Annotated in this window: 11 protein-coding genes; 7 read left to right on the top strand and 4 right to left on the bottom strand. The window is 45.4% G+C overall.

Annotated features, from left to right (window positions below):
• The first annotated feature begins 13 nt into the window (after positions 1 to 13).
• Complete coding sequence (locus ACPEGP_RS03925) at positions 14 to 646, top strand: c-type cytochrome (protein ID WP_191690970.1); 633 nt, start codon at positions 14 to 16, stop codon at positions 644 to 646.
• A gap of 181 nt (positions 647 to 827) precedes the next feature.
• On the opposite strand, the gene ACPEGP_RS03920 is transcribed toward ACPEGP_RS03925, so the two are convergent.
• The 4 genes from ACPEGP_RS03920 to tolQ form a co-directional block, all read right to left on the bottom strand.
• Positions 828 to 2,120, bottom strand: a complete 1,293-nt coding sequence (locus ACPEGP_RS03920; protein WP_193029962.1) for a PD40 domain-containing protein — start codon at positions 2,118 to 2,120, stop codon at positions 828 to 830.
• A 133-nt stretch (positions 2,121 to 2,253) separates the two neighbouring features.
• Positions 2,254 to 3,273: a cell envelope integrity protein TolA gene (locus tag ACPEGP_RS03915; RefSeq protein WP_193029963.1), complete on the bottom strand. Its 1,020-nt coding sequence runs from the start codon at positions 3,271 to 3,273 to the stop codon at positions 2,254 to 2,256.
• A 94-nt stretch (positions 3,274 to 3,367) separates the two neighbouring features.
• Positions 3,368 to 3,826: a protein TolR gene (gene tolR, locus ACPEGP_RS03910; protein ID WP_068408657.1), complete on the bottom strand. Its 459-nt coding sequence runs from the start codon at positions 3,824 to 3,826 to the stop codon at positions 3,368 to 3,370.
• Complete coding sequence (tolQ, locus tag ACPEGP_RS03905; protein ID WP_423814000.1) at positions 3,823 to 4,572, bottom strand: protein TolQ; 750 nt, start codon at positions 4,570 to 4,572, stop codon at positions 3,823 to 3,825. The genes tolR and tolQ overlap by 4 nt, the downstream gene beginning before the upstream one ends.
• Positions 4,573 to 5,091: 519 nt before the next feature.
• Here tolQ and ACPEGP_RS03900 point away from each other — a divergent pair.
• The 6 genes from ACPEGP_RS03900 (at position 5,092) to xdhC (ending at position 17,278) form a co-directional block, all read left to right on the top strand.
• Positions 5,092 to 6,387 carry an NCS2 family permease gene (locus ACPEGP_RS03900; protein WP_191690933.1) on the top strand — a complete coding sequence of 432 codons (1,296 nt, stop codon included), beginning with the start codon at positions 5,092 to 5,094 and terminating at the stop codon, positions 6,385 to 6,387.
• Between the two features lie 916 nt (positions 6,388 to 7,303).
• Positions 7,304 to 10,537 carry a bifunctional proline dehydrogenase/L-glutamate gamma-semialdehyde dehydrogenase PutA gene (gene putA / locus ACPEGP_RS03895; protein ID WP_423813999.1) on the top strand — a complete coding sequence of 1,078 codons (3,234 nt, stop codon included), beginning with the start codon at positions 7,304 to 7,306 and terminating at the stop codon, positions 10,535 to 10,537.
• 11 nt (positions 10,538 to 10,548) lie between these two features.
• Positions 10,549 to 11,241, top strand: coding sequence for a 1-pyrroline-5-carboxylate dehydrogenase (locus ACPEGP_RS03890; protein WP_423813998.1), 693 nt, complete (start codon positions 10,549 to 10,551; stop codon positions 11,239 to 11,241).
• Between the two features lie 806 nt (positions 11,242 to 12,047).
• On the top strand, positions 12,048 to 13,703 hold the full coding sequence (locus tag ACPEGP_RS03885; RefSeq protein ID WP_423813997.1) for a xanthine dehydrogenase small subunit: 1,656 nt from the start codon (positions 12,048 to 12,050) through the stop codon (positions 13,701 to 13,703).
• 40 nt (positions 13,704 to 13,743) lie between these two features.
• Positions 13,744 to 16,293, top strand: a complete 2,550-nt coding sequence (gene xdhB / locus ACPEGP_RS03880) for a xanthine dehydrogenase molybdopterin binding subunit (protein WP_423813996.1) — start codon at positions 13,744 to 13,746, stop codon at positions 16,291 to 16,293.
• Positions 16,286 to 17,278 carry a xanthine dehydrogenase accessory protein XdhC gene (gene xdhC, locus ACPEGP_RS03875; protein ID WP_423813995.1) on the top strand — a complete coding sequence of 331 codons (993 nt, stop codon included), beginning with the start codon at positions 16,286 to 16,288 and terminating at the stop codon, positions 17,276 to 17,278. The genes xdhB and xdhC overlap by 8 nt, the downstream gene beginning before the upstream one ends.
• Positions 17,279 to 17,333 lie beyond the last annotated feature (55 nt).

Raw genomic sequence — 17,333 nt, 5'->3', positions numbered from 1 at the left:
GAATAAAAAAGTCATGAGAGAAATGACCCCTAAACTGCTGACTGTGATGTTGTTGGGTGCGACCGGTAGTGCAGCACTTTTAGGCTGTAGTCAACAATCAGACGATGTACAAACGGTGGCAACTCTACATGAGCAAGACCCCATCGTAACGGACGATTATCAAGCAAGCCGTAATACCGGTAGCTGGGGCGGCGTTTACATGAGTCGTGAGGAGCTTACTGCACCAGCCGTCAATGTCGTTGATCACAGCTCGCTTCCTACTATGGACAATGACCCAAGTATTGCTGAGTGGGAAACCAAGTTCGAGGGGACAAATGCCTTTGTGACAACAGATGGCAAAAAACTCTACCATGACTCTTGTGCTGCTTGTCATATGCACAAAGGCGAGGGCGCTTATGGTGCTGGTTATTATCCACCACTTGCCAATAACAGCAAAATGCAGTCAAAGTATTACATAATTGATATCTTAATTAATGGTTTCCGCGGTATGCCCTCATTCCATAACATGATGAATGATGAGCAGATGGCAGCGGTCACGCAGTACGTGGTCACTGATTTAAATGGTTATACGGATACGGTCACCGCCGCAGATGTTGAACAATTGAGACACGCTGTGCCGCCGGCTAGTGATCCAAGTGATGAATAGGGATGAATAATGCTTTTTATTATTCCAGCTCATAGCATTTAAAGGTTCAAGAGTTAAGAGCTATTTAATAAGAAGATTATTATTCTCGCGAAAAAAGCGCCCGATATGTTTATCGAGCGCTTTTTTATTTTTGAGCATTCAGTCCAGTCTAAGCCTATTTTACGCAATAAAGATGGCTAAGTTATCTAGGGCTAGATGACCAAACTGGGGAGCGGATAGTACCTTGACCAGATTTACCGAATGCTTCGCCGCCGTTCAATGACTTAATAGTCAGTACGCCTTTACCGCCTTGCTTTGAAGCAAAAACCACGCGCTTACCGTTCGGTGAAAAACTTGGTGCTTCATCGATACCTGTCGCGCCTAAGTTCGCAGTGATGGCGCCGCTACTGTTCATGATGGCAGCTGAACGACCACTTAAAAAGGCGATTTGCGAGCCATCGCTACTAAACTGCGGGCTAGTGGCATAGCCACCATTCGATACTTGCGTGGTACGGCCTGAACCAAACTCATAACGATAGATGCGAGGTTTGTTAAACCCTGCACGGTCACTAACAAAGACAAAAGATTTGCCATCAGGGGCATAACTTGGTTGTACTTCACTGCTTGGCCAATTGGTCAGACGTCGTGGTTGACCGCCACTAGCGCTCATCTCATAAATATCGGCGCTACCCTCAAAGCTACTAGAAAACAATATTTTGCTACCATCGGGCGAAAATGACGGACTAAGGTTGCTACCTGGGAATGGCGTCAATGGTGTAGCTCCGCCCCCGCTTACGTTTTGAATATAAATAACAGGGTGAGATTTATCGCGTTGCACTGAATAAGCAATGCGATTGCCATCAGGTGACCAAGTTGGCGAAAAGATAGAGCCTGCCACTTCTGTGATGGTTTTGGCGTTTTCGCCGTCAGCATCCATAACCTTTAAGCGCGAGATTTTCTCTTTGCCAATGCCTATTTCTTCGATATAAGCAATGCGTCCTGAGAAGTCACCAGGAATACCGGTAATAAGCTCATATACTTTGTCCGAAATCACGTGGGCGGCGTAACGCATGCTTTCTTTATTATTATCAGCGGTTAACGTTTGCTTGCCTTCTAGCACGCGTCCGGTTTTAACCTCAACGACTTCATAATCGGTGACCACTTTACCGCGATTGCTGCGCGTGCTACCGATGACAAGGTAAGGAATGCCCATACTTTGCCAAACGGGCAAAGTACCTGCTAACTCGCTACTGCTGTGCGGCTGCTGCGGTAGGTTTTGACTGGTTACTTTTAGCTCAGTTTTGCTCAAATCATTTAATATAATCGGTGATAAGGTAGAATCGCCAGCAAAGGAGACAAAAGCCACTTGGCTTTGTTGTACCGGAATCTCATAATCCAATTCTAAAACGACAGGCGCCGCCAAGACGCTAGGAGCAAGCAATAAGCTTGAGGTAGCGGCAAGTAAAGAAAGGCATAGTTTTTTATGAATGCGCATAACCAAGTCAAACTCCTAGATGGGGATAATTGTTTTTATAAATACTAAATCAATGATAACGTTAAAATGATATCGCCGCGGGTGCAAGTTGCTTAAGGTAACGTTAGCAATAATATCGTGTATGGGCAACTGCTTAATTACTGCCCTTAAACTGTATGGTAAAGGTGGGATATTTGGGGTCATCAGCATCAATCGGTAAGCTGCCGGTATTGAGCACCGCTTGTTTGGCGGCTTCATTGACCGCGCTATCAGGGCCTGACGCTGAGACATTCACGACAGCGCCACTGGCATTGACTGTGATGGTCAAGGTAGCACGCTGCGTCGAGCCTTTTGCTGCTGTCGGCGGATTATAGTTGCGTTTGATTAAATTGATGATTTCACTATTACTGGCGCCGCGACTACCGCTTGTTGATGCCGAGCGACTGCTACCTTTTGCAGTGCTGGAAGTGATGGCGTCACCAGACAGTGTTGATTGTCCATCATCTCCTAAGCTAAGGGTCTGTCCTGCGCTACCTGAGCCGCCCGTATTGATTTCTATATTTTTGTCATTGGCAGTAGGGCGTTTAATCTTAGGCGGATTGTTTTGTTTATTACGAAAATCTCGCAGCCTTTTTTGCTCTTCTATCAGCTGCGCTCTTCTTTCTTGTTCAACCTGATCATGCTCATCTAGTACAGATTCGTCCAACTGCGCTGCCCACTCAGCCATATTGCGCTCATATTCTTGATTTTGCTCAAGTAGGCGCTGGTGTTGCTCTTCGCTCATCAGCATCGGGCGAGGGTTCACCGCCTCGTCAGAACGAGTAAAAACAGGCACGCGCTGTGAAATCGGCTCGTTTGGATTGTCGTAGCTGACGCTGTCATCAAAGCTAGTTTCTGGCATATTAGTTGCTGAGCCACTTGCACCGCTATCGGCTGGCATCGCGCTCGCCGCTGCGGCACGATTGGCCAGTATCTCGCCTTGCATCTCAGCCAATTGCTCAGGAGATATCATCACGGTTTCGATGCTACCTGCGGTCTCGACTTCCATGTTTTGATACGTATAAGCCAGTATGCCAATCACAAGACCGTGTGCCAACAAGCTTAAAAGTGTCGGTAAAGTCAGCCCGTTACCTTCAGGTTCGGTCGGTACATAAACGGTGGGCGCATTACGCATAGTTGGGATACTCAAATACGATATTTATCAAATGAACGACTTTATTATAACCAGCTGAGCCAATCAAAGTTAATCTAAGAGCAGGGTAGACAGATTATAAAGAAGGGGCGGGTAACGGTGCACCCGTCAATAGTCCTACCTTTTGGATGCCTGCTTGTTGCAAGGTTGCCATCAGCGTCATGATAGCGCCATACTGATTGTTTTTATCAGCGTTAATCATCACTTGTAAAGGCTGAGCGCCAGCATCGGTATTTTGATTTTGCAAGTTGGTTAAGGTATCAATCAGTTCCGGCTCACTAATCGGCAGGTCGATGTTATTTTCATAACTGATAAAAATCTCGCCGCTATCGGTCAAGGAAACAATCACAGGCAGCTGACTTTGACTGATGGTATTGGTTTGCTCTTTTGGCAAATCAACATCGACGCCCGTTATCAGCATTGGCGCAGTGACCATAAATATCACTAGCAGCACGAGCATGACGTCGATATAAGGAACGACGTTCATCTCCGCATTTAGCGCTTTTTTCTCACGGCGATAAGGGCTTTGTTTCATAGACCAGTTACCTGAGTACTTTGGCTATTTTGAATGCTTTGATTGGTTTGGCTTACTTGCGTACCCGCTTGCGGAGTCTCAATATTGGTCTCGCGCTGTAGCATGCCTGTCATCTCGTCACAAAACAAGGCGCGCGAGTCGTATAATCGGCTCGCTTTGGCGGTAAAATGGTTATACGCCAATACCGCAGGGATCGCAGCAAACAAACCCATAGCAGTGGCAATCAAAGCTTCGGCGATACCGGGCGCCACAGTCGCTAAGGTCGCTTGCTCGCTTTGTGACAGTCCCAAAAAGGCATTCATAATACCCCAAACAGTACCGAATAAACCGACATAAGGCGCCACCGAACCAATACTTGCCAGCGTCGTTAGCCCCGACTCTAATAATTGCTGCTGACGACCCAATCCAACTCGAAGCTTACGCTCAACGCCGTCGATAATGTCATCTTTAGGCTGACGTTTTTTATGCATTCTTAGGTATTCAGAGAACCCAACATAAAAAATTTGCTCAAGCCCTTGGCGCTCAGGCGAGCCTTGGACGCCTTGATACAGCTTTGCCAAATCTTCCCCTGACCAAAACCAGGTTTCAAACTGCTGGTCAAAATTTCTGGCGGTACCAAGACGCGCACTCATACGAAAAATAATCACCCAGCTGAGCAATGACGCTAATAACAACAATGCCATCACAATCTGTACCAATAAACTGGCTTGGGTGATTAGGTCGATAATATTTAAGGATTCAGGCATGTAAGCGGCTCATGGATAATGAATAATAGTTAATCTAATAAGGGATTTTATATCAACCCGTTAGTGTACTGCTAAATCACGCAAATATCATTAATAATATGTTAATAGCAGTGCATAAATCGCTCTCAATAAATATATGAAAAAAATAATGACAGCACGAGTATTTTATAATATTGTCCATATGGTCAACTAATTTGCACTCTTATACTAAGAAGATGCGCCATTCATTGAAATTTTGAGCGAATTTCACTAGAATGTTATGGTTTGTTGCTGTCATTTTTCATGATGGTTCGTATTTACCAAATTATGTGTGGCTAACGGATTAAAAACATCGTCTCTAACCTTAGTGTATCAGCGTCATTTACAGTCGCAATCTGGAAGCGTCATTTATCGTCGCAATTTGGGTGTATTTTATATGTTTGTTTTAAACGCAGTATCGAGCGTCGCAATTTGGAAGCGACACTTATCAATACAGTTAAATAATGATAATTTACTTACTGCAATTTGGAAGCGACTCTTATGAACGCAATCGAACGCTATTTTGGTATCAATGGTCAAAACACCACGATCAAAACCGAGATTTTAGCCGGTGTAACCACGTTTTTGACGATGGCTTACATTATTTTTGTCAACCCTAACGTCCTTGCTGACGCTGGTATGGATAAAGGTGCGGTGTTTGTCGCTACCTGTCTTGCCGCCGCAGTTGGGTGTTTTATTATGGGGATTTATGCTCGCCTGCCAGTCGCGCTAGCCCCCGGTATGGGACTCAACGCCTTTTTTACGTACGGCGTGGTTTTAGGAATGGGCTACGCGTGGCAAACGGCACTTGGCGCCGTATTTTTGTCCGGTTGTATATTTATATTATTAAGCCTTTTTAAAATTCGTGAATTGATTATCAACTCTATTCCGGACAGTATTAAACAAGGCGTAGTTGCTGGTATCGGTGCATTTTTGGCCTTTATCTCCTTACAAACCGCAGGCGTCATCGTCAATAATGATGCGACGTTAGTGGGACTGGGCGATATGACCGCGTTCTCACCTGCGATGGCGGCATTGGGCTTTATTGTTATCGTTGGCTTGTCGCATAAAAAAATACCCGGCGCGGTAACGATAGGGATTTTATTGGTAGCGCTTATCAGCTTAATTACTGGGAACACACAATTTACTGGCATTATATCGGCACCGCCACCGATAGCGCCAACGCTGATGCAGCTTGATATTGCTGGTGCATTTGACGTAGCGATGATTAGTGTTATTTTTGCTTTTTTATTCGTCGATTTATTCGATACCGCTGGAACCTTGATTGCAACGACCAGTCAAGCAGGCTTAATTGGTAAGGATGGCAAAATACCTAATATGGGCAAAGCGCTACTGGCAGATTCGAGCGCCACGGTTGCGGGTACGCTACTAGGTACTTCATCGACCACCAGCTTTGTTGAGAGTGTGTCAGGTATTGCAGCCGGAGGACGTACTGGATTAGTCGCTGTGACGGTCGGGGTGCTATTCTTATTAAGTATGTTTTTTGCTCCACTTGCTGGTATGATTCCAGGCTATGCAACAGCAGGCGCTATTTTTTATGTCGCTGTACTGATGATGGGTACTCTAAAAGATGTTGATTGGTTAGATCTAACAGAGGCGGCGCCCGTTGTCGTTGTGTTGTTGTTTACGCCATTAACTTACTCAATCGCTGATGGTATCGCGCTTGGATTTATTACCTTTGCTGCTATTAAAGTCGTCGCCGGTAAGTTCTCTGACGTGAGTATTCCTGTTTGGATATTAACGGCCGTGTTACTTGCGAAGATTGTGTTTATCTAAGATTGCAATTTAAATTACAATCATTTTCAGTCATTTTTAGTCATTTGATAAATGCTCAGCTTTGCTCATTAAACCCTTCTTATTTTAAATGAGAAGGGTTTTTTATGCGAAAAGAAAAATACTATAAACAGCTATATTCAGCACTAAATAAAATGATTACGTTATTGATTCGCTCATATTCTGTATGGGTTTAAATTAAATGGCTGAAATAAATAAAGACAAGTCATTGATTCAAAAACGATTAATTAGCCATAGTAAATATAAATTTATAACTAAAGCGTCATTTCTAATAAGTGGTTAATAACCATTTGTTTTTAAACAGTATTTTGTTTGGTTAAAATAGGTAAATTCGTTAGTTGGAAAATTTTTTTCATGCTACCATGTCGAGGTTAAGCGCATCACCTCAATCAACGCCGTAGAGGTTTTTCTTACAGTGAATTAGTATTCTATAAGATGACAGATAAGTGTTTATTAGGCTTTAAGTTTCCATAAAACTCAGATGTTATAAATGTTAGATTTTATGAACGCAAACCTCTATGAAACGTCACTTACCTCTGAGCATCACCTCCTTTCACTACTAACAAGAAGAAGGCACTAATGCCGCTTAGCTGTTTGTTGTTGCCTTTATATTGTTAACGTAGCCCGTTTAACACTAAAACGACCTACTTGACCGTTTCCAGCCTATGCTGGATTTTCTCGTTTTATAATGGCGCTGTTTGGTCTTTTGTATATTGCTAATTGGCTTATTTCTATAGTTATTATTTATCCCCTATTCGATATCAAAGATGTTTGTTATCAAGAATAGTACGGATGAAATTTTAAGAATGTTTAACAATAGTTGCCGCTATATCTTTAGCAATCAAAGCTCCTACCGCACCATTTATTATGGTTTTTAAACGATAGTTATGGAGTTGTTATGAACCCAGTAGACCAATTTACCCCGCAAGAGCCGATTTTATTTAATCCGCTCGATATATTAAAGCCCGCTTATCTCAGTCAATTGTCGAACGAGCTGTTCTTCCGTATTTCACCTTTATATAGTGTGGACGAGGAGCGCTGGTTGACGGACTTGTTGCCGCTCGCTAAGCCAACGGATGCCGAGCGTGAAGGGGCTGCTACGCAAACTCGTCAATTGGTCGAACATGTACGTAATGATGGCAAAGCCGTAAAAATGGTTGATTCATTATTGCTTGAATATAGCCTTGATACCCAAGAAGGTATCTTGCTCATGAGTTTGGCAGAAGCCTTGATTCGGGTGCCAGACAATTACACCGCTGATGCGCTTATCCACGATAAAATGAGCGTCGCTGACTGGAAAAAACACATCAAAAATGACAATGGTTTTATGGTCAATGCCTCGACGTGGGGCATGATGATGACGGGCCGCGTTGTCAGTATTGATCGTGATACTACCGCTGCTGGGTTTTTGGACCGTATGACCAAAAAAATGGGCGAGCCGGTCATTCGTAGTGCCATGCAAAAAGCCATGCGCATTATGGGGCATCAGTTTGTACTTGGCGAAACCATCGAGGGCGCCAATAAAAACAGCCAGCCTTATCGTAATAAAGGCTATACCTATTCGTTTGATATGCTAGGTGAGGCGGCGATTACCCATAAAGATGCGGAAAAATACTTTAACGATTACCTGCATGCGATTAAAGCGACGGCCAGCATCAAGGTAAAAGAAGGTATGCCAAAGCCGTCAGTGTCTATTAAGCTATCAGCATTGCACCCGCGTTATGAAGCGACGCAAGAAGCGCAAGTGATGGGACTACTGCGTCAGCGTTGCTTGTTATTGATTGAAGCGGCCCGTGAGGTCAATGTCGATATCAGTATCGATGCTGAAGAAGCAGACCGTCTTGAGATTTCTTTAAAGCTGTTTGAGTCTCTTTACCGTGATAACTTAACCGCCGGTTGGGATGGCTTAGGGTTGGTGGTACAAGGTTACTCTAAACGTGCGATTGCCGTTTTGACGTGGCTTGCGCGTTTGGCAACTGAAGTCGGTGACCGTATTCCAGTACGTCTGGTCAAAGGCGCGTATTGGGATACTGAAATCAAACTGGCCCAGCAAAAGGGACTGTCCGGCTATCCGGTCTGGACCCGTAAAGAAGGCACAGACACCGCTTATCTTGCCTGTGCGCGCTTCTTATTGTCAGAGCATTTGCGCGGTTTGATTTGGCCACAGTTTGCTACCCATAATGCGCATACGCTTGCTTCAGTGATGACCATGAGTGCGCACCGAGAGTTTGAGTTCCAGCGTCTTCATGGCATGGGCGATGCACTTTATGACCATATTCTGCAAGCTTATAAAATCCCCGTGCGTATTTATGCACCTGTTGGCGCTCATAAAGACTTGCTACCGTACTTGGTACGCCGTTTACTAGAAAACGGTGCCAATAGCTCGTTTGTGCATCAGTTATTAGATAAGTCTTATCCCATTGATAAGCTCACCGTGCACCCATACGATAAGTTATTGAGCAATGCTACTTTGCACAATCCTGATATTCCGTTGCCATTAGATATCTATGGCGCGCGCCGAGCCAGTTTTGGCCCTAATATCTTTGTAGAGTCGCAGTGGCTACTATTTAAAGCCGCTATCGATAGCCATTTGCATAAAACTTGGTCGGCAACTTCTATCATTAACGGCAAAGCAGTTGATGCAGATAAAGTCGATGGCAATTCTGAAAAACTTGAGTCGCAAACCGTACGCGCGCCTTGGAACCATGAAGTCATCGCCGGTGAAGTCGCCTACGCCAATGCTGATATTGCGCAGCAAGCCATTGATGCTGCCATTGCAGGTCAAAGCGTATGGCGAGCCGTACCTGCTGCCAAGCGCGCGGCTATTTTGCGCAAAGTAGCGGACTTGTATGAAGAAAACTATGCCGAATTGATGGCACTTTGCCAAATCGAAGCGGGTAAAACCATGCAAGACGGCATTGATGAAATCAAAGAAGCGGTTGATTTTTGCCGTTTTTATGCCGATGAAGCAGAACGTCTCGACGCCAAGGTTTATGAGTTTACCGACTTAGCAGGCAAGCAATCACGTCAAGTGTATAAGCCGCGCGGCACCTTTGTTTGTATTAGCCCGTGGAATTTCCCCTTGGCAATTTATACCGGTCAAATCATGGCGGCGCTTGCGGCGGGTAATACTGTGGTTGCTAAGCCTGCCGAGCAAACCAGCTTAATCGCGCATTTTGCTGTGCAGCTGATGTATCAAGCTGGCGTGCCGGTAGACGCTTTGCAGTTTGTTGTTGGCGCTGGCGAAGTTGGCGGCACGTTGACCGCTGCCGATAATATTGCAGGCGTTATTTTCACCGGTTCAACCCAAACGGCGCAGCATATCAATCAGAGCCTGCATCAGCAAATCAGTGGTGAGTTGCCAGTATTGATAGCCGAAACCGGCGGTCAGAATGCCATGGTTGTCGATTCAACCGCATTGCCCGAGCAAGTGGTTAAAGATGCGGTATTATCTGCCTTTGGTTCGGCAGGTCAACGCTGTTCTGCGTGTCGTATTTTATGTGTGCAAGAAGAAGTAGCGGACAATTTAATCGAGCTGTTACAAGGAACGATGGCAGAATTGGTCGTCGGCAATCCATTGTATGCCGCAACCGACGTCGGCCCAGTAATTGATGCTGATGCCAAGCAAAGTCTGGACGCGCATATCGAACGTATGGCGGCTGAACCAACGGCGACGATCTTGGCGCAGACGCCGATGAGCGCAAGCTCAGTGGTTAGCGAAGAGCGCTCTACCTTTGTTTTGCCAACCGCGATTGAGGTGAAAAGTATCGATGTGATTGGCGGTGAGCACTTTGGTCCGATATTGCATGTGCTACGTTATCAAGCGCGCGACTTGAATAAGCTTATTGATGCGATTAATAGCACAGGTTTTGGTTTGACCTTGGGTATCCACAGCCGTATTGAAAATATCGCCGAGCATATCGAGCGCCGTGCCTTTGTCGGCAACACTTACATTAACCGCAACCAAATCGGTGCCGTCGTCAACGTGCAACCGTTTGGCGGTTGTGGTCTATCTGGTACGGGTCCAAAAGCTGGTGGTCCGCATTACGTTGCGCGTTTGATGCAGCTGTGTACTGAGCCGAACACGGCGGTAGAAAATAATAGCACTGAAACTCTTACCCAAATCGCATAAGGAGTAGCAAGATGGCGAATGAATTTAAAAAGAATCATGCCCAAGTTTGTGAAGCTTGGCGGTTATTAAGCGCGGTAGAGCGAGCAACTTATCTACAAGCAGCTGTTGCTAAACTGGCCTTACTTACTGGTGACGCCAATAAAGCCCAGCGTTTATTTACCCATTTATTAAATGCCGCGCCGATGCTCGATGACGTGCAGCGTATGACGGGCGCAACAGGTGAGTCCAATGATTTGTACGTGACTGCTCGCGGCAAAACCATGGTTATCGGCGGCGAATCTGCTCGCGCGATGGCGGTACTTGGGCAATTGGTTGCAGCTTTACTGACTGGCAATGAGGTGATACTGCATTGTCCAAGTCAGAGCGAGATGTGTATTGAAGCGGCAAAAATATTGCATGACACTGGCATCAGCGATGATGTCTTAAGCGTTGCCAATGATTCGCAAACCATTACACTGCTATATATCGATCGATTGGCGCAAGTTGCAGTCGCTGGCAACCAAAGCGAAGTGCAAGCCATCAGCCAAGAGCTTGCTAAGACCGATGGTATCTTGACGCAAGTTATTGCCATCACTGATATGGAGGGGATGTCAGAGATGCTGACGCCTGATTACCTGTACCGCTTTGTCACTGAGCGGGTAAGGACCATTAATACCACAGCGATTGGCGGTAATGCCAGCTTGCTCGAGCTTGGCACCGAGTAAGTGCTGTAAAGCTAAATAAAAAAAACTAGTATTGTATAAGCGGCGGTCAGTAGCCATTTTTCAAGCAATTTGGGAAATGATTACTGACCGTTTTTTATTGTTTTATGAAAAATTAAGGATAAAATTAATCAGAAAGGTTGGCTAAAAATATATAGTATTAAAAAGCTTTTGAATTATAGTCAGAGCACTTTTAAACCGCTACGGTGTTACCTGTCCTAGATGTACTCAATGTACTATCTGCGGTCGGTCGCCTTGTAGCGATTCTAAAATTCCTTGACCATATTAAACAAAATAATGTGCTTTTTTTAGTTGTAAGTTAAATAGAGTTAGTGCTAGTATAAGTTAACCGTTTAGTCAGCATTTATTCATTGAATGCTAATAGACAGCTTCAACACGGAATGTTGAGGTACTTTAAGCTAAAAAGGAGTGTGACCCATGCTTATATTCTCCGCTTTTCCAATAGGGTAGGTAGCCTCACCTATACCCAAACCTTTATGACCGCTTTTTAATTGACGCATAGATGATTGGTGAATTAAAAAGTTCAAACCGCAAACCGATTAAGCCTGAGCAAGTCAGTAGTCAGATAGGCAGTCAGCTTATTCAATACCCGTATAACTATCAGTATTGATGTAGGTATGATGATCGTCATCGTATAAATATTATTAACATGATAATTGAATACTACCTTAGGGCGGTGTCGTAATAACGCCTGACCTTTGCAGATATTGATTGTTAACATTTTATATTCGATTTCAGATAAAACTATAGTTTTTATCTGCCTTTTATCCTGACAGCCGAGCGTTGCTATGATTCGTTTTTATTTGAACGGTCAGTACAAACAAGTCACTGATCTAAACCCGAACACCACCGTTCTTGAGTATCTACGCCTGCATGAAAAGCAAACCGATACCAAGGAAGGCTGCGCGAGTGGCGACTGCGGCGCGTGTACCATCATGGCGCAGCGCTTGCCTGCTCATGACGCAGACCAATCTATGCAAGCACCTTTTTATACCCTTAATGCTTGTATCACGCTACTGTCATTGATGGATGATCATCATCTGATGACTGCCGCTTATATCGCCGATAATCCCGCCAATCACCCAGATCGCGCCTTATTGCACCCAGCTCAGCAAGCCATGGTTGATTGTCATGGCTCGCAGTGCGGTTTTTGTACGCCTGGATTTGTCATGACGCTGGCGAGTACTTATGAAAACCAACGTTTGCAAGTGGCAGCAGGACTGGCATCGGACGATCTTAGTTACAATGATATTGTCGCTGCTATATCCGGAAATCTGTGCCGCTGTACCGGTTATCGTCCTATTATCGATGCGGGTTTAGCGATGGGCAAAATTGGCAAACAGCGCGATGCTGAGCAAATCTTTGCTAAAGATTTAACGATAAAGCTGGCAACCGATGCAATGGCAAACAGCAAACACGCTGCTAGCAATACTATTGAGCCTGCACTCACGCAAGCAGCACGCAAACTCTTTATTCCGCAGTCCATTGACGAGCTCAATCAGGTGTTAGCCGCGTATCCAAACGCAACTATTTGGGCGGGCGGTACTGATTTGGGGTTAAGCGTGACCCAGCACCTGGTCGATCATGAGGTAATTGTGCAGCTGTCAGCGGTTGAGGCGCTAAAAACTTGGTCGCTACAAGACTTACATCAACATACTGATGAGAAATCTAGAGTTAATGTCGATAAAGTTAACAGCGACAAGGTTAATAGCGAAATGAAATCGGCAGTACCATCTTTAATATTGGGCACGGGCATGAGTTATCAGCAACTGCTGCCTGTCCTTGAAGAGTATTTTCCGAATTTTGCTCATCTATTTGAACGCATTGCCTCGCCGCAAATTCGCAATATGGGCACCATCGGCGGTAACGTCGCTAATGCTTCACCGATTGGCGATTTGCCACCGGTTTTATTGGCATTAGATGCGCAAATTCATTTGCGTCATTGCGCAGCTATTGATGGTAGCGATGCTAATAAAAATGGTTATATTGATGAGATTATACCTTTGCAGGCATTTTTCTTGGATTATAAAAAGACCAAACTGCGCGCTGGCAGTTATATCGTGGCGCTGCATATTCCACTGTTACAAGACCATCAGCATTTATATGTTCATAAGGTAAGTAAGCGTTATGAAGACGACATTTCTGCTTGCTTATTGGCAGCAAGAGTCGATTTGTCAGCAGATGGCATGACGATTAAAAATGCAAAATTCGGTCTGGGCGGTATGGCGGCGATTCCTTTATTAGCGACGAATTGTCAGGAAATGCTGGTTGGGCAATCTGTTGAGGTTGCCAGTTTTGAAGCAGCGGCGCAAAATCTGGCGTTAGATGTCTCGCCCATGACGGACGTTAGAGCCAGTCGTGAGTATCGTATGCATGTCGTGCAGCGCTTAATGATTAAATGCGGTAAGCAATTGGTCGCAGATATACAACCTGCGAGCGCTTAACGTTTATCGCCATTTGTAAAGAATACAAGGAAGAGACACTATGAGCCATCATTCTTCACTATTTGACAGTTATAGTATACGCCGACAGCGCCCGCCAAAAAATAAAATCGGTACGGGAGTCAAACATGACAGTGCTATCAGCCATGTGATGGGAACGGCCACTTACGTCGATGACATGCTAAAACCGCAAAACACCCTGCATTTAGCGATTGGTAAAAGCACTCATGCCCATGCCCGTATCGTGCATATGGATTTGAGTGCAGTATGGGCGGCCGATGGGGTGGTCGATGTCATTACGTTTCAGGATTTGCCTGCTAAGACTGATATCGGCCCAGTGTTCGATGGCGATCCATTAATGGCAGATAAAGTCACCGAATACGTCGGTCAAACCTTATTTGCAGTCGTTGCAACCAGTCACCGTGCCGCCAAAAAGGCAGTGCTGAATGCGCTGATAGAATATGAGCCATTAGCAGCCATTTTGACTATCGATGACGCATTAGAGCAAGAGCAGTTTGTACGGCCGAGCCACTTTATGCAGCGCGGTGATACGCAAGCTGAGCTAAAATCAGCACCGACGCGTATTGCAGGGCATATTCATATGCTTGGGCAAGAGCATTTTTATCTTGAGGGGCAGGTATCTTACGTTGTGCCTTGTGATGATGGCGGTCTTGAAGTTTATACGTCGTCGCAGCATCCAAGCGAAGTGCAGCAACTGGTCGCTGAAGTAGTGGACCTGCCATTTCATGCGGTGACTACCATTGTGCGTAGAATGGGCGGCGGCTTTGGCGGTAAAGAAACCCAAGCTGCGGCGTGGGCGTGCCTGTGCGCTATCGTGGCTAAGCGCCAAAATATGCCAGTCAGTATGCGCTTAGATCGACAAGATGACATGGTGGTGACTGGTAAACGGCACGAGTTTTCCAATCGCTATGAGGTCGGCGTCAATGAAGACGGACAGATACTTGGCGTCGATATGCAGCTAGCAGGACTATGTGGCTATTCGCCTGATTTGTCCGATGCTATTGTCGATCGGGCGATGTTTCATTGTGATAATGCTTACTATTATCCGGCCGCGCAGATAGCAGGTCACCGCTGCAAGACCCATACGGTATCTAACACTGCTTATCGCGGTTTTGGTGGGCCACAAGGTTTGCTAACCGCTGAATATATGATGGATCACATTGCTTATACGTTAGGTAGAGATCCGTTGCAGGTACGTCTAGCAAACTTATATCAAAACGGTCAAAGCACCCATTACGGTCAGCCGATTGAGCATTTTGATTTGGGGACTATCATGCGGACGCTCGCACAGGATAGCGATTACGATAAGCGCCGTCAGCAAATTATCGAAGCAAATAAAAAGGCTGAAGCTGAAGGCAATGATAAACGCTGGGGTCTAGCGTTAACGCCAGTGAAATTCGGTATCTCATTTACCGTGCAAACCCTCAATCAAGCTGGCGCTTTGGTACTTATTTATACCGATGGCACGATTCAAGTCAATCATGGCGGCACCGAGATGGGTCAAGGGTTATATATTAAAATTGCCCAAATCGTTGCTAATGAATTTGATGTCGATTTAGATACGGTAAAAGCCACTGCTACTCGCACCGATAAAGTGCCAAATACCTCGCCGACGGCTGCCTCATCGGGTACGGATATGAATGGTAAAGCGGCGCAAAATGCCTGTATCACCATTAAAAATCGTTTGCTTGAGTTTGCTGCCGAGCATTTTCAAGTCAATGCCGAAGATGTCCGTTTTGAGCGCAATCACGTTTATATCGGTGCTAAAGAGGTGCTTACGTTTGCAGATTTTGTCTTGCTCGCTTATCAGCACCGTATTAGCTTGTCTTCGACTGGCTATTACAAAACGCCCAAGATATTTTACGACCGCTCAAAAGCGTGGGGGCGACCCTTCTTTTACTTTGCTTTAGGTGCAGCCTGCGCAGAAGTTGAGATTGACACTTTAACAGGAGAGTACAAGGTGCTGCACTGCGATATCTTGCACGATGTCGGACAATCGATTAATCCTGCAGTTGATATTGGTCAGATTGAAGGAGGCTTTGTGCAAGGTATGGGCTGGCTAACCACTGAGGAGCTTATTTGGGATAAAAAAGGCAAGCTTGCTTCTAACAGCCCCGCTAATTATAAAATTCCTACGGCACATGATTTGCCTAAACAATGGCGCGTCAAACTGTTTGATCGTAAAAATGAAGAGCAGACCATTTATAATTCTAAAGCCGTTGGTGAGCCACCGTTTATGTTAGCAGCGAGCGTTTGGTGTGCGATTAATAATGCCATCGCAAGCTTGGGTAATTATAAGAAAAATCCAGAGCTGACCATGCCAGCGACGCCAGAGGCCGTACTAAAAGCCGTCATGCGTCTACAAGGTCAAGCGTGGGAAATCGCTTCTAAACCAGATACCGAAACTATTGAAAGCTTAACGCCAGCTGACGATCGCGTATTGCCGCAGCAAGTACCGCATGCGACAGACACGACACCGCCTGCGTCTGAAGGTCAATTGTTTGATGAAGAGCCTGAGGCGATAGAAAACCCTAACGTCTCAACGGCTCGTGGACCTGCGCACAGTGAATAAGTCACTTATCACGCAGATGCCACCAACGAAATGGTATGAGGGACTGGCGCAATATCAGCAGCAGGGGGTTGCCCATGTATTAGCGACGGTCGTTGCCGTCAATGGTTCGGCACCTCGCGAACTACAGTCTAAAATGATTGTCACGCTCGATGACTGCTGCGATACGCTGGGCGGTGGGAGTTTAGAGCATGATGTAACGCTAACAGCGCGGCAACTATTAAATGGCGAGCTTGAGCCAAATAATTCGAAAGCTTTCTCTCAACCATTAAAAGCAGGCAGGTCTGCAAAAGCACAAGCGGTACGCCGTGAAGCAGTTTACAGCAAACATTATCCATTGGGCGCTAAGTTAGCACAATGCTGCGGTGGTAGCGTGACGGTGATGTTTGAATGCTTTCACTTAACACCACCGATGTCGCTATTGGTTTTTGGGGGCGGACACGTAGCTACCGCATTAATGAGCATATTGGCTGAGCTGCCTTGCCAAGTGGACTGGATAGACAGTCGTCCTGAGATGTTTGAGCGTTATCTGAGCGCTGAATCTGGCACAGCGGACGGACAGGTGAATGACCAATTACCAGCGCATATTCGTGTGCATATTGACGACGATCCGGTTGATTTTATCCGTCCATTTTTGACCAATGGCGCTCGCAGACTATCTACAAATAAAGGTACGCAATATTTTATTTTAGTCATGACTCATGATCACAGTCTTGATTTTGACTTGGTGCGCGCGGCTTTAGATTGTTTGCTAGCTACTGATTCAAAGACTGCATTAAAGGAAAGCAGTGCGCGGCCTTATGTCGGCTGTATCAGCTCGGCAACCAAAGCCAAGCGCTTTAAAGAAAAGTTGCTGCAGCGCGGTTATAGCGAAAAAGTCGTTGATAAGGTAACGATGCCAATTGGCCTTGAGATTGGCGGTAAAGAACCAATGGCCGTTGCGGTATCTATCGCCAGTCAAATTTTGCAGCTGTATCACCAAGCATAAATATTATTTCTAATTAACATTTATCAGTAAAACTTTATTGCCTTTTACTCTATTT

It is taken from the genome of Psychrobacter sp. 219-2-C (assembly GCF_049560815.1).
GTDB classification, from domain to species: domain Bacteria; phylum Pseudomonadota; class Gammaproteobacteria; order Pseudomonadales; family Moraxellaceae; genus Psychrobacter; species Psychrobacter faecalis.
This window is presented reverse-complemented; position numbering and strand designations above follow the sequence as displayed.

Bases quoted from the DNA above. Each gene is read 5' to 3' on its own strand.
- ACPEGP_RS03925 (WP_191690970.1), top strand. From the start codon at position 14: ATGAGAGAAATGACCCCTAAACTGCTGACTGTGATGTTGTTGGGTGCG.
- ACPEGP_RS03920 (WP_193029962.1), bottom strand. From the start codon at position 2,120: ATGCGCATTCATAAAAAACTATGCCTTTCTTTACTTGCCGCTACCTCA.
- ACPEGP_RS03915 (WP_193029963.1), bottom strand. From the start codon at position 3,273: ATGCGTAATGCGCCCACCGTTTATGTACCGACCGAACCTGAAGGTAAC.
- tolR (WP_068408657.1), bottom strand. From the start codon at position 3,826: ATGAAACAAAGCCCTTATCGCCGTGAGAAAAAAGCGCTAAATGCGGAG.
- tolQ (WP_423814000.1), bottom strand. From the start codon at position 4,572: ATGCCTGAATCCTTAAATATTATCGACCTAATCACCCAAGCCAGTTTA.
- ACPEGP_RS03900 (WP_191690933.1), top strand. From the start codon at position 5,092: ATGAACGCAATCGAACGCTATTTTGGTATCAATGGTCAAAACACCACG.
- putA (WP_423813999.1), top strand. From the start codon at position 7,304: ATGAACCCAGTAGACCAATTTACCCCGCAAGAGCCGATTTTATTTAAT.
- ACPEGP_RS03890 (WP_423813998.1), top strand. From the start codon at position 10,549: ATGGCGAATGAATTTAAAAAGAATCATGCCCAAGTTTGTGAAGCTTGG.
- ACPEGP_RS03885 (WP_423813997.1), top strand. From the start codon at position 12,048: ATGATTCGTTTTTATTTGAACGGTCAGTACAAACAAGTCACTGATCTA.
- xdhB (WP_423813996.1), top strand. From the start codon at position 13,744: ATGAGCCATCATTCTTCACTATTTGACAGTTATAGTATACGCCGACAG.